Origin of the sequence: Thalassospira sp. MIT121401 (genome assembly GCF_047125595.1) — a bacterium.
Lineage (GTDB): Bacteria > Pseudomonadota > Alphaproteobacteria > Rhodospirillales > Thalassospiraceae > Thalassospira > Thalassospira povalilytica.
The window spans coordinates 4,411,776-4,423,884 of the sequence record NZ_CP138926.1 but is presented as its reverse complement, the minus strand read 5'-3'; the positions used below and the strand labels follow the sequence as shown (position 1 = coordinate 4,423,884).

At 56.0% G+C, this 12,109-nt stretch carries 10 protein-coding genes; 8 read left to right on the top strand and 2 right to left on the bottom strand.

Annotated features, from left to right (window positions below):
- Positions 1 to 152: 152 nt before the first annotated feature.
- Complete coding sequence (locus SIB88_RS20260) at positions 153 to 1,061, bottom strand: LysR family transcriptional regulator (protein ID WP_068519885.1); 909 nt, start codon at positions 1,059 to 1,061, stop codon at positions 153 to 155.
- A 182-nt stretch (positions 1,062 to 1,243) separates the two neighbouring features.
- Between SIB88_RS20260 and SIB88_RS20255 the strand changes: the two genes are divergently transcribed.
- From SIB88_RS20255 to SIB88_RS20230, 6 genes are all read left to right on the top strand, one after another.
- On the top strand, positions 1,244 to 2,344 hold the full coding sequence (locus SIB88_RS20255; RefSeq protein ID WP_101247269.1) for an ABC transporter substrate-binding protein: 1,101 nt from the start codon (positions 1,244 to 1,246) through the stop codon (positions 2,342 to 2,344).
- A 141-nt stretch (positions 2,345 to 2,485) separates the two neighbouring features.
- On the top strand, positions 2,486 to 3,535 hold the full coding sequence (locus tag SIB88_RS20250) for an ABC transporter ATP-binding protein (protein ID WP_412558930.1): 1,050 nt from the start codon (positions 2,486 to 2,488) through the stop codon (positions 3,533 to 3,535).
- Positions 3,532 to 4,383: an ABC transporter permease gene (locus SIB88_RS20245; protein WP_412558929.1), complete on the top strand. Its 852-nt coding sequence runs from the start codon at positions 3,532 to 3,534 to the stop codon at positions 4,381 to 4,383. Before SIB88_RS20250 ends, SIB88_RS20245 begins: the two co-directional genes overlap by 4 nt.
- The gene (locus SIB88_RS20240) at positions 4,380 to 5,186 is read left to right on the top strand and encodes an ABC transporter permease (protein WP_068519881.1); all 807 of its coding nucleotides are present in this window, start codon (positions 4,380 to 4,382) and stop codon (positions 5,184 to 5,186) included. Before SIB88_RS20245 ends, SIB88_RS20240 begins: the two co-directional genes overlap by 4 nt.
- Positions 5,187 to 5,251: 65 nt before the next feature.
- Positions 5,252 to 6,304, top strand: coding sequence for an agmatinase (gene speB, locus SIB88_RS20235; protein ID WP_101247266.1), 1,053 nt, complete (start codon positions 5,252 to 5,254; stop codon positions 6,302 to 6,304).
- Between the two features lie 3 nt (positions 6,305 to 6,307).
- Positions 6,308 to 7,111: a carbon-nitrogen hydrolase family protein gene (locus SIB88_RS20230; protein WP_101247265.1), complete on the top strand. Its 804-nt coding sequence runs from the start codon at positions 6,308 to 6,310 to the stop codon at positions 7,109 to 7,111.
- A 74-nt stretch (positions 7,112 to 7,185) separates the two neighbouring features.
- Here SIB88_RS20230 and SIB88_RS20225 read toward each other — a convergent pair whose 3' ends face one another.
- Positions 7,186 to 8,079, bottom strand: a complete 894-nt coding sequence (locus SIB88_RS20225; RefSeq protein ID WP_289078577.1) for an AraC family transcriptional regulator — start codon at positions 8,077 to 8,079, stop codon at positions 7,186 to 7,188.
- A 443-nt stretch (positions 8,080 to 8,522) separates the two neighbouring features.
- On the opposite strand from SIB88_RS20225, the gene SIB88_RS20220 reads away from it, so the two are divergent.
- Together SIB88_RS20220 and SIB88_RS20215 are read left to right on the top strand one after the other, a co-directional pair.
- On the top strand, positions 8,523 to 10,640 hold the full coding sequence (locus SIB88_RS20220) for a methyl-accepting chemotaxis protein (protein ID WP_287465298.1): 2,118 nt from the start codon (positions 8,523 to 8,525) through the stop codon (positions 10,638 to 10,640).
- A 309-nt stretch (positions 10,641 to 10,949) separates the two neighbouring features.
- Entirely contained in the window at positions 10,950 to 12,107 is a 1,158-nt protein-coding gene (locus SIB88_RS20215) for an efflux RND transporter periplasmic adaptor subunit (RefSeq protein ID WP_412558928.1), read from the top strand.
- Positions 12,108 to 12,109 lie beyond the last annotated feature (2 nt).

The following is a 12,109-nucleotide window of genomic DNA, read 5'->3' as shown; positions in this document are numbered from 1 at the left end:
ATTGTTTTATGCGCCAGTTCATTTGGGGGCGACTGGCGGTTCCGGTTTGCTGGTGGGCGAGGAGCCAAGTCTTACAGGCTCCACTATCGGGCAGATCAGACAGGGCGTATTGGACGATATTGCTATTGCCCGATCAGGCGGTGATGTGAAATTCACACCCGCTTTGCGCCAAAGTCTTCGATCAGAAGGTCAAGAAACAGCTCGGCAACCGGATCAAGCTGCTTGTTGGAATCAAAGCTTGCCTGAAACATTGCCTCGACAAAGAACTGATCGGGGCGGATGGGGCGCATCCGTCCGGCTTCGACGAACTGTTTGGCGTAATGTTCGGGCAAATAACCCAGAAACGCACCCGACAGAATCAGGCGTGCCTCGGCCTCCATATCCGAAACCGTGGCGTGCGGGCGGGCGATCGCAAAATCCTTGAGGTCGCGGCCAAGCCAGAATTTGCGCCCGACAATCCGGAAGCGCCGGATTTCGTCAATATCGATTTCACTGTCGGGCTGATGATAAAGCGGGTGATCCACCCCGCAATAAAACCGGTGCATTTCCGGATAAAGCGAGATGTAGCTTAACCCCAGAACCGTTTTGGGAAAGGCACAGACACCGACCTGAATGGCGCCGGTCACGACTTCGCGCAGCAAATCATTGGGCGGATAGGTCACAACATTCAACGTTACATCCGGGGCCTGTTCGACAAAACGCGCGATGGTTTTTTCAATCTGGCGCGCCCCTGGATCGGTGATGGTGTTGTCGGTCAAACCGATGGTCAATGTGCCATTAAGCTTGTCGCGGAGCGACCGCATCTTGGTTTCATAATGCGATACCGATTTGAACAGGCGGTGGGCTTCTTCGAATACCACCTGACCTTCACGGGTCAGGGAAAAGCCGCTGCGCCCGCGTTTGCACAGGCTAAATCCAAGCCTTGTTTCAAGGGCGGTGACATAACTTGAAATGGTCGAAAGCGACAGATTGAGTTCGCTTTGTGCGGCTGCAAATCCGCCGGCTTCAACGATGGTCAGAAAAATACGCAAAAGCTTGAGATCGGTTTGTTCCATCGCCATTCCGACACATCCCCCGTGACTTACTTTGAAGAATCCCAAAGTAAGTTTCAGCATTACGTGATTTTTTCGGGTCGCGCAATTTGATCTGCTAGGCAAACGACATCGCTGTTCTGGGAAAAGGCGGTGGCAAGAAACAAAAACACAGGCGGGCCAAGACCCGCCAATTATCAGAGGTGGATCACATGGACGACATGAAAAAGGGTATCAGCCGCCGTTCCGTGCTGGCAGGGATTGCTGGCGGTTCTGCGGTTGCGATGGCGGGTATCACGGGTTTTCCGGGCATTCTGAAAGCCCAGGAAAAAAGCCTCAAGATCGGGGCTTATGGCGGGTATTTCAAAGACAGCTTTGACAAGCATATCTTCCCCGAATTCACCAAGGCGACCGGCATTGCTGTCGAATCGATTGCCCAGCCGACGGGCGAAGCATGGCTGGTGCAGCTTGAACAGGCAGCGCGCGCCGGTCAGGCACCTGCCGATGTATCGATGATTTCACAGGTCAGCATGCTGCGCGGTTCAGCCGCTGGCATCTGGGCGAAACTTGATCCGGCCAAAATGCCCAATGTTGCAAATGTCATCCCGGCCTTTATCAACAAATATGATGATGGCAGTGTTTGCGGGGTTGGTGCGGTTACCTGGTACATCACCCTTGTTTCCAACTCTGACGTGATTGGCGAAGCACCGACCAGCTGGGCCGAACTTTGGAAACCCGAACGTGAAGGCCAGCTTGGTCTTCTTGCGCTTGTCACCAACTCCTTCCTGCTGGATGTCACGGCCAAAACCTATTTCGGTGGTCAGGAAATCCTTGATACCGAAGAAGGCATTCTCAAGGTCATGGACAAGCTGGCCGAACTCAAAGACAACGTGCAGCTTTGGTATCGTGACGAAGCCCAGTTCGAACAGGCACTCAAATCGGGTGAAATCCCGATGGGCCAGTATTACCACGATGTTGCCGGTCTTGCGGCGGCCGATGGTTATCCGGTGCGCTCGACCTTCCCCAAAGAAGGCGGCATTAACGATTCCGGCAGCTGGGCGGTTTCCAAGGCTTCTGAAAAGCTCGATCTGGCCCATGTCTTTATCGATTTCATGAGCCAGCCGGAAATCCAGGCATTGCTGTCGCGCAAGGTCGGCACATCCCCGACCATTCCGCGGGCCAAAACCGGCCTGACCGATGCCGAATTCGCATCGGTTTCCTCGGAAATCGAACCGATCATTCCGCGTTATGACATGTATCAGCAGCGCGCCGACTGGCTGTCGCAGAAATGGACCGAACTGATTGTTGGCTAATTGCCAATCAGGGTCCGGCTTTTAACAGCTGATCTTGCAGACAGGCAGCATGCCCGGGGTGCAAATCACCCTGCCGGTCATCGATCATGGCCACGGCATGCTGCCTGGTTGCCTTGTCCAATGTCATAAACAGGATGCCCAATGTCTGGTCTGGTCTTTGATTCCATCGAAAAGAAGTTCGGTGACTTTACCGCCGTTCATGAAACCAGCCTTACGATCCCCAACGGGAAATTTGTGTGTCTTCTGGGGCCGTCGGGCTGTGGAAAGACGACCTTGCTGCGGATGATTGCCGGGCTCGAAGATCCGACCCATGGCCGGATCTTGCTTGAAGGAAACGATGTCACGCGCATTCCCACCCATCAGCGTGACTTCGGCATGGTGTTTCAGAATCTGGCACTTTTCCCGCATCTGACGGTGGGCGAAAATATCGCCTATCCGTTGCGTATTCGCGGCGGATCAAAGGCCGATTGTTTCAAGGCGGTCAAACGTCTTCTCGAACTGGTACAATTGCCAGATATGGCTGACCGTCCGGTCGCCAAACTGTCCGGCGGACAGCGCCAGCGCGTGGCGATTGCCCGTGCGCTTGCACTTGAACCCAAGCTTTTCCTGCTTGATGAACCGCTTTCGGCACTGGATGCCAAATTGCGCGAAAGCATGCAGATCGAACTCAAACAGCTTCAGCAAAAGCTGGGAATTACCACCATTGTCGTGACCCATGACCAGCGCGAAGCCATGACCATGGCCGATCTGGTGGTGGTGATGTCCCAGGGCAAGGTTCATCAGGTTGCCCCGCCGGTCGAAATTTATCGAAAACCCAAGGATGCCTTTGTTGCCGACTTTATCGGCATGACCAACCTGATTACGGGGCGGGTCAACGGGGCGGACCAGATTGCCGTTGCCGGTGGTATCTTGCTGGCCGATGATGTCCCGGCATCGGGGGATGTGACCATTTCAGTCAGGCCGGAAAATATCCGCCTTGCGAAAGATGACGGGGCAAATGCCCCGGGGATTTTGACAGGAACGGTGTCCTATATCCGTGATCTTGGTGCCAGTATCGAATTCTATCTTGATGTGTCCGGTCAACAGATTACCGCGATAACCACCCCGTCAGACCGCCCCGACGTTACGGCAGGTGACCGGGTTTCTGTGTCCTTCCCGCGGGAAGCCTGTGTGGTGTTGGGGGACGCATGAAGCTTAAACCGCAAAAATATGCCGACTACGCCACCATCGCATTCCCGGCCGGAATGCTGACGGTTTTCTTTGTGATCCCGTTCGGGATCATGATTGCCATTTCATTCTTTCAGCGCGTGCAGGGGGCGTTTTACGAACCGGCCTTTGTTTTTGAAAACTATGCGCGCTTTCTGACCGGGTTCTTTGGTGGAATTCTGGGCTTTTCGATTGGTTTGGCGGCACTGGTGGCGGTGGCTTCGGTCGTTCTGGCCTTCCCGTTCACCTATATCCTGACCCGTATGAGCCGCCAGGCACAGGTTGTCTGGCTGGTGTTTCTTCTATCGGTGTTGTCACTGTCAGAAGTCCTGATCGGCTTTGGCTGGTCGACCTTGCTGTCACGTACGGCCGGGATCACCAATCTTCTGGTGTCGCTGGGGATCATGGACAAACCGATGTCCTTGTCGCCCGGTTTCGGCGCGGTCATGACCGGTATGGTCTATCAGACATTCCCCTATACCGTGCTGGTGCTGTATCCCGCCCTGTCGCGTCTTGACCCGTCTCTGGTCGAAGCCGCCCGGACTCTGGGATCCGGACCGGTTCGCAGCTTTGCCAATGTTGTGGTGCCAGCCCTTCGCAACAGCATCGTTTCCACCCTGATCATGGTGTTTGTCTTTGCGCTTGGTTGCTATCTGTTGCCGCAATTGCTGGGCAAACCGTCTCACTGGACATTGTCGGTTCTGATCACGGATCAGGCGATCTATCAATCCAACATGCCATTTGCAGCGGCAATGGCGGTATTTCTGGTACTGGTCAGTTTGTCACTTGTCGCGATTTCGTTGCTCTATGGCAAAAAGGAGCACGCGGCATGATCAACAAATTTGTCCTGCGCCTGTTTCTTGGATCGCTTGTGCTTTTTCTGTCGGCGCCGCTTGTCGTGGTTGCCGGGGTGTCATTCAACGAAAAGAAATCGCTGTCCTTCCCGCCACAGGGTTTCTCGCTGGACTGGTATGCCCAGATTTTCACCGATGACGGTTGGCGTCAGGCCCTGTTTAACAGTGTCGGTGTGGCGATCGGGGCATCGTGTCTTTCGGTGATTGTCGCTTTTCCGCTGGCATGGTTCCTGTGGCGGTTTCATGCGCCCTGGGCGCGGATTGTCCAGGTGCTCGGACTGGCACCGTTTATCTTGCCCCCGGTCATAACCGCGCTTGGGTTCCTGAGTTTCTGGACCACGGCCGGGGCCTATGGGCAGCCATGGACGGTGGTGATCAGTCACGGCATTTTCTTTGTCACCTTGCCGCTTGTCACACTCACACTCGGGTTTGATGCCGTTGATGACAGTCTGGTCGAAGCAGCCGCCACCATGGGCGCTGATGACAAGACCATTCTGCGCACCGTGATCCTGCCTTTGATCCTGCCCTATATCATTTCGGGCATGGCCTTTGCGTTCGTGCTGTCGCTCAATGAATATATCGTTGCCTATATGGCGGTCGGCTTCACGGTCGAGACCCTGCCGATCAAGATCTTCAACTCCCTGCGATATGGCTATACGCCGACCATGGCGTCCGTGACAGTCCTGTTTGTGGCTGTGGCGGTGATTGTGTTCGGCCTGATTGCACGGTTTGGCGATTTGCCACGATTGCTTGGCGCCTGGCGCCATGACGAGGATGGCTGATGCAAATTTTGATCTGCCATATCCCCAACAATAAACGTCCCACCCGACCCTAGGAGGCCACCATCATGAACAGTGAAAAACTCGCAAAACTGCGCGAGAAATATGGCAACGCCAAAGGCGGCGACATGTTCGATCCGCACTTCAAGGAAGTGGCCGAAACCCAGTTTTCCGCAAGCGGCGAACGCAAATGGCCGTTTGCCGGCGTGCCGACTTTCCTTGATGCGCCTTTTGCCCCCGATGCGGCAAAAAACAACTTTGATGGTCTGGATGTTGCCCTTGTCGGGGTGCCGATGGATTTGGGCGTGACGAACCGGGCCGGCGCACGTCTTGGTCCGCGTGCAGTGCGCAACATCGAACGCATTGGCCCGTATGAACATGTTTTGCGCATGGTGCCCGGTGCCCATTGCAATGTTGCCGATATCGGCGATGTGCCGTTCCGCAGCCGCTTCTCGCTTGAAAGCTGTCACGAAGACATCGTCGATTATTTCACCAAAATCGTTGATGCCGGGGTGATCCCGATTGCCATTGGTGGTGATCATTCGATCAGCTATTCGATCCAGCGCGCTGTTGGCAAGGACCGCCCGGTCGGCATGATCCATCTTGATGCCCATTGCGATACCAGCGGCGAATATGAAGGGGCCAAGTTCCATCATGGCGGCCCGTTCCGCCAGTCAGTGATGGACGGGGTTCTTGATCCGGAACGCACCATCCAGATCGGCATTCGCGGCGGGGCGGAATATCTGTGGGAATTTTCCTATGACAGCGGCATGACCGTCATCCATGCCGAAGAAGTCCCGAAAATGGGTGTTGATGCCGTGATTGCCAAGGCACGCGAAGTGATTGGCGATGGCCCGGTCTATCTTTCATTTGATGTGGATTGTCTTGATCCGTCCTTTGCGCCGGGGACAGGCACGCCTGAAATCGGTGGTCTGACCTCGCGCGAGGCACTGGCGATTTTGCGCGGGCTCAAGGGGCTTGATTTTGTTGGTGCCGATATTGTCGAGGTCGCCCCGCAATATGATGCCACCACCAATACCGCCCATGTCGGTGCCCAGGTGCTGTTTGAGGAACTGTGTCTGGTGACCGATGCAATCAAACGCCGCAAGGGTGAGGGATAAGTCATGAAAATCGCGGTTTATCAGTCCGGCCAGGACGCAGTCATTGATAAACCGACCCGGATCGCGAACCTTGCGCGCCGCGCGCGTGAGGCCCGCGATGCCGGTGCTGATCTGATCATCGCACCCGAGATGTATCTGACCGGTTATAATATCGGGCGCGCCGCCATTCTTGCGGAATCTGAAAAGCTGTCGGGTGACAGCCTTACTGCGGTAAGCCGGATGGCACGCGAAACCGGGATTGCCATTGTTGTCGGCTTTGGCGAACTGGGCGATGACGGGCGCAATTACAATGCCTGTGCGCTGTTTGACAAGACCGGTAAACGCCGGTTGCTGCATCGGAAAATCCAGCTGTTTGGCGATCTTGATCGCAGTTGCTTTGCACCGGGTAACAACCTGCCGCTGGTGGTGGACTGGAACGGCATCAAGGTATCGATGCTGATTTGCTATGACGTCGAGTTTCCCGAACTGGTGCGCAGCATCGCGCTTAAGGGATGTGATCTTTTGCTGGTGCCGACCGCCCAGATGGCACCCTTTGACCGGGTCGCCGAAATGATGGTGCCGATCCGTGCGATGGAAAGTCAGATGTTTCTGGCCTATGCCAATCGCTGTGATCAGGAAGGCGATCTGGATTATGTCGGCAAAAGCGTGATTTGCAGCCCCTGGTCCGACCTTGCGCGCGCCGGCGGGGAAGATTGCCTGATCCTTGCCGATCTTGATTTTGACGCCTTGAAAAAATCGCGCACGGAATTCCCCTATCTCGCGGATCGTCGCCCGGAAAGCTATGCCGGGTTGCTCGACGAAAACTGATCGGGGCAGGGATCGCGATCAACCGCGATGCATCATCAAGGCATCTTGAAATGATCTGTGATCAGGCGTGATGATCAGGCCTTGCGGTCAAGGCTTGCGATAAAGGCGCCGGGACTGACGCCCCACATGGTTTTGAAATGCCGGTTCAGGTGACTTTGATCGGCAAAGCCGGTGGCCGCGGCCGCATCGGCGATTGTGGCGCCGTCAAACAGCATGCGTTTGGCCCGGCGCAAGCGCATGTGATTGAAATAAGCATGGGGCGGAAGCCCGGTTGCCTCGCGAAATACGCGCAACAGATGGAACCGGCTCAGCCCGGTGATGGTTGCCAGATCTTCAAGCGCGATATTTTCATCAAGATGGGCCGCCATATAGTCGATCACGGTCTGCACGCGCTTGTCTTCCGATCCCGGACGATAGACAAAGGGCGGCGCATCCGCATGGCGCAGGGCCAAGCGTGCCGCACTGTAAAGAAGCTGGCTGTCGCGTTCGAGCAAGCTTGTCGTTGCCGACAAATCCGGGCGGAACATGCGATGAAGCTGCTGCAATTGCAGATGCAGTTCCCGATCATCGACCACACAATTTCCAAAAAACGGAAGCCCGGTATTGGTCGGGGATAGTTCACGCACCAGATCGCCGAAAATCTCGGGCGCGATGAACATGATCTGATACTGATACCCGTCATCGGATGCCGGGCCGCCATCATGGACCTGCATCGGGTTCATCATCAAAAGTTGCCCGCGCGATGCGACATAATTGGTCCCGCGCGTCATGAACTGTTCCGCCCCGTTCAGGATGGTGCCGAACGCGTAATAGTCATGGCTGTGCTTGGGAAAGGTGAAATTCTTGTAATCGGCTTCGAACAAATCAATGCCGTCAGCTGCCCGCCAGTGACGGGCAATCTCGCGGGGGCGCCGGGCCGCAGTCGGATGCGGTCGCGTGGCACCATTATGCGGCAAACCTGTTCCCATGCGCCAAGTATAGCGCCAAAAAATCCCCCGGCTTGAACAATATTGTCACCGTGACATTTTCGGCCTGGGCTCGTTCTTGCTGCATGCGAGGGGCTCGCTGCTGGCTATCGGTTGCTTTTGCCAATCCGCCATCATGTGTCCGGCGATGGCCGGGCAGGGGTTCACCCATGTTCGCCGCCCCGAATAGCTGCGAGTCGCCGCCGATCCTTGAAAAGTTCCAGAAACAGCGCCTTTGACAGGGTATCGGTCGCCCTCAACAGATGTATAGGGCGATGTTCATATGAACATTTTGATGCGCGATTCCTGTTGTTTTGCACCTGCGAAGTGATCGGAACGGTCAGGAATGGCGCGACAAATGCGGATTTCATCTAAGTGTTACAAAACGAAGCGATGCACCGTTGTAAGGATCGCGCCAAACGTCCCATTTTCTGTTTGGATCTTACATGTTTCTTGATCGAATTCGCATTGGATCACGCATCTTTGCAGGCTTCTTTGTTCTGGTTGTCCTGCTTGTCGGCCTCAGTGCACTGTCTTCGACATATCTGCTTGGCTTCGGGGCCCATGCCGACCGAATCGCCAAAAGCACAAGCCTTGTTGGTCTTGCCAACGACTACGCCCTGAAACTTGAACGCCTGTCAAACCAGGTTCTTCTGTTTGCCCAAACCGTCGATCCGCTTGATCGCGAAGGCATCGCGACCATCCGCCAGAATGCCGAACAAAGCGGCGCGACCCTGGTCGAAGCCCTGCGGGCATCGGGTGATGTTGCCCGTGCCGACACACTCGAAAGTCTGAGTGCCGATTACATCGCGACCCTTGAGCCATTGGTTCTGCGGGCCGAAAATTTGACCGCCGCATCCGACACCATGTTGCTGGGTGCCAATCAGCTTGGCAAATCGGCCGCCAAACTCGAAGAATTCATCGCCAAGCGCGATCCCGAAATCGCCGACAAGTTCGGAGACAAGCTGGGCGAGGCCAATCTGGCCGCCATCGTCAACAGCCTGCAATATTCCATCCTGCGCACGCCGGAATCCCTTGATCAGGCGCGTGCGAACACATCGGCACTGACCGATCTTCAGGATGAAATCAAAAACGCGGTCGGCAAATTGTCCCGCAATGACAAAAAGCTTTTCTCCTATGCCGTGCGTGACAATGACCTTCTCAAGCAGGGCGCAAACCAGCTTGAAGGCTCAATCGGCGGGTTCCGCCAGTCGATGGATGATTTCAAATCCGCCGTCCGCGAAGTTCAGACCATCACCCAGAATATCCGTGCCGAAGCCATGGAACATCAGACCATTCTGGTTGATGCGGCCCACGCGCAGTCGGAAAAATCTGCACTGACCAACATCATCGTTGCGGCAATCGGCGTTGCGCTGGCCCTGGCGCTGGCGCTTGGCATCGCCATGAGCATCCTGCGCCCGCTCAAACGTGTGAATGGCGACATGACACGCCTGAGTGAAAATGACACCGACATTGATCTGGTCGATATCGACCGTCGTGATGAATTCGGTGCCATGTCGCGTACTGTTGCGATCTTCCGCGAAAATGCGCTCAAGATCGAACAGATGGCCGAAGAACGCATCACCCTGCAACGGATCGAGGAAGAAAAACGCCGCGCATCCCTTGGTGCCATGGCCGAAACCATCGAAGGCGAAACCACCGGTCTGGTCAAATCGGTCAACCATCAGGTCACCCGCATGCGCGAAGCGGTGACCGAGGTCGCCGCGGCCGCCGAACGTGTCACCACCCAGACCCAGAATGCCACCGATGCCGCACAGGACAGCCAGTCGCATTCCAACGCAATTGGCGATGCGGCCATCCGCCTGACCGAAGCCATCGGGTCCATCGCAAACCGCGTCGAACGTCAGCGCGAAATTGCCCAGAACGCGGTTGGCTCCACCGAACAATCGGCCAAGGCGGTCGATGACCTGCGCGAAGTCGCACTCAGCATCGAACAGATTGTCGATCTGATCCGGGGCATCGCCGGCCAGACCAACCTTCTGGCCCTGAATGCCACGATCGAGGCTGCGCGTGCCGGCGAAGCAGGCAAAGGCTTTGCCGTGGTTGCGGCCGAGGTCAAAAACCTTGCCGGTCAGACCGAACGCGCCACCGAGCAAATCACCGAACATGTCAATGCCATGGGGGCTGTGACCGACCGGTGTGTTGCATCGATGGAAGATGTCGGCGTGACCGTGCGCTCGATGATGTCGATTTCCGATGAAGTCGCAGGCGACGTCGAACATCAGCGCCGCGAGACCGAGGAAATTACCGGCGCCATCGCACTGGCCGGGGATGCGGTGCGCAATGTCGGTGCTGCCATTGTCGAAGTCTCCAACGACATCGAAGTCACCCGCAAGCTCAGCCTTGATCTTAACCGTCGTGCGGACGAGGTCGAACGCAATGTGACCGAACTGACCGCATCGCTTGATCGTGCTGTGGCCTCGGCCGCAAGCGACGATGATGCATCGGGCAACGATGATCCGGCCCTTGATGACGGTTCTGACATCTGGCAACAGGACAATCTGGTGGCATTTCCCAAATCCGGGATGCTGGGTGCTGCCTGATCACGCCTTTGTTTTCAAACGATTGGCCCGCACGTCACTTTGACTGTGCGGGCCAATTGTATTTTGATGTCACCATGGATCAAAACAGCGACCAAATCGTGCAGAAAGATACAAACTGCGACGTTTCTGATACACTTTTTCTGTGGTTCTGCCCAACCGGTTGCAATATCTTTCCCGGTACAAGTGTTTCATAAAAAGAACAAGCACCCATCACGGGTAATGAATTGAAATACGGAAACTTTCCCGGACGGGAACAGGGCTCTCTTGGGGAAGATCATGTGATCTGCCCGACTTGGAAGTATCAATGCGATGGCGCGTAAATCAACGCTTCTGATCGCAGGTGTCGCACTGGTTGCAGTTACGGCGTCTGCCTATATTTTTGCCAAAGACGAAATCACGGCACTTGTGTCGCCCGGCGCGCCGTCCCAGCAGGCGCAGCAACGCGGCGGTGATGCCGGCGGTGAACGCAGTCTTCCGGTCATTGCCGAATATGCCACTTTGATGGATGAAAAGACCGTTGTTGAATCGGTCGGGACCGGGAAATCCGCACTCGGGGTTTCGATCTATCCGGCTGTTTCTGGCGAAGTATCAGACGTTTTGGTCCGCGCCGGTGACAAGGTCACCAAGGGCCAGGTTCTTGTTATCCTCAATTCCGAACGCGAACGGCTTGCCCGCAACCTTGCCGCGGTTCAGGTCAAGGACGCCGAACAGCTCCTTGCCCGCTATGAACAGGCCCGCCCGCTGGGTGCTGTTGCCGCAAGCGAAGTCGATTCTGCGCGGACGGCCCTTGCCGAAGCCCGCATTCAGCTTGATCAGGCCGAAGTCGATCTTGCCGACCGCACTATTCTGGCCCCGTTTGACGGCATTGTCGGCATCCCGCAAATCGAGGCCGGTGACCGTGTCGACAGCTCAACCGTTCTTGTAACCCTTGATAATATTGAAAGCATTCTGGTCGATTTCGAAGTCGCCGAAACCCGGTTCGACAATGTTAAGCCCGGTCAGTCTGTCCGTGTCGAAACCTGGAGCCTGCCCGGCGAGCTCTTTACCGGTGTTGTTGATTCCATCGGCAGCCGTATCGACCCCGAAAGCCGCACATTCGCCGTTCGGGCCCGTGTGCCCAATCCCAATGGCCGCCTGCTTGCCGGGATGTCCTTTGCGGTTTATGTCGATATCGAAGGCAAACGATATCCGTCTGTTCCTGAAATCTCTGTGTTGTGGGGCGATGGCGGGACTTATGTCTGGCGCATTGATGATGACAAGGTCGCCCGCATTCCGGTCCGGGTCGTCAAACGTACCAATGGCCGCATCCTGCTTGATGGACCGATTGCCGATGGCGATCTGATCGTAGTCGAAGGCGTGTTGCGCCTGCGTCCGGGCCGGACCGTTTCGGCCAGTATCCGCAATGATGTTCGCAATGACACCCGTAACGGTGTTGCCACCCGCGAGGGTGACGGTGAGGGATCCTGATC

Bases quoted from the DNA above. Each gene is read 5' to 3' on its own strand.
- SIB88_RS20260 (WP_068519885.1), bottom strand. From the start codon at position 1,061: ATGGCGATGGAACAAACCGATCTCAAGCTTTTGCGTATTTTTCTGACC.
- SIB88_RS20255 (WP_101247269.1), top strand. From the start codon at position 1,244: ATGGACGACATGAAAAAGGGTATCAGCCGCCGTTCCGTGCTGGCAGGG.
- SIB88_RS20250 (WP_412558930.1), top strand. From the start codon at position 2,486: ATGTCTGGTCTGGTCTTTGATTCCATCGAAAAGAAGTTCGGTGACTTT.
- SIB88_RS20245 (WP_412558929.1), top strand. From the start codon at position 3,532: ATGAAGCTTAAACCGCAAAAATATGCCGACTACGCCACCATCGCATTC.
- SIB88_RS20240 (WP_068519881.1), top strand. From the start codon at position 4,380: ATGATCAACAAATTTGTCCTGCGCCTGTTTCTTGGATCGCTTGTGCTT.
- speB (WP_101247266.1), top strand. From the start codon at position 5,252: ATGAACAGTGAAAAACTCGCAAAACTGCGCGAGAAATATGGCAACGCC.
- SIB88_RS20230 (WP_101247265.1), top strand. From the start codon at position 6,308: ATGAAAATCGCGGTTTATCAGTCCGGCCAGGACGCAGTCATTGATAAA.
- SIB88_RS20225 (WP_289078577.1), bottom strand. From the start codon at position 8,079: ATGGGAACAGGTTTGCCGCATAATGGTGCCACGCGACCGCATCCGACT.
- SIB88_RS20220 (WP_287465298.1), top strand. From the start codon at position 8,523: ATGTTTCTTGATCGAATTCGCATTGGATCACGCATCTTTGCAGGCTTC.
- SIB88_RS20215 (WP_412558928.1), top strand. From the start codon at position 10,950: ATGGCGCGTAAATCAACGCTTCTGATCGCAGGTGTCGCACTGGTTGCA.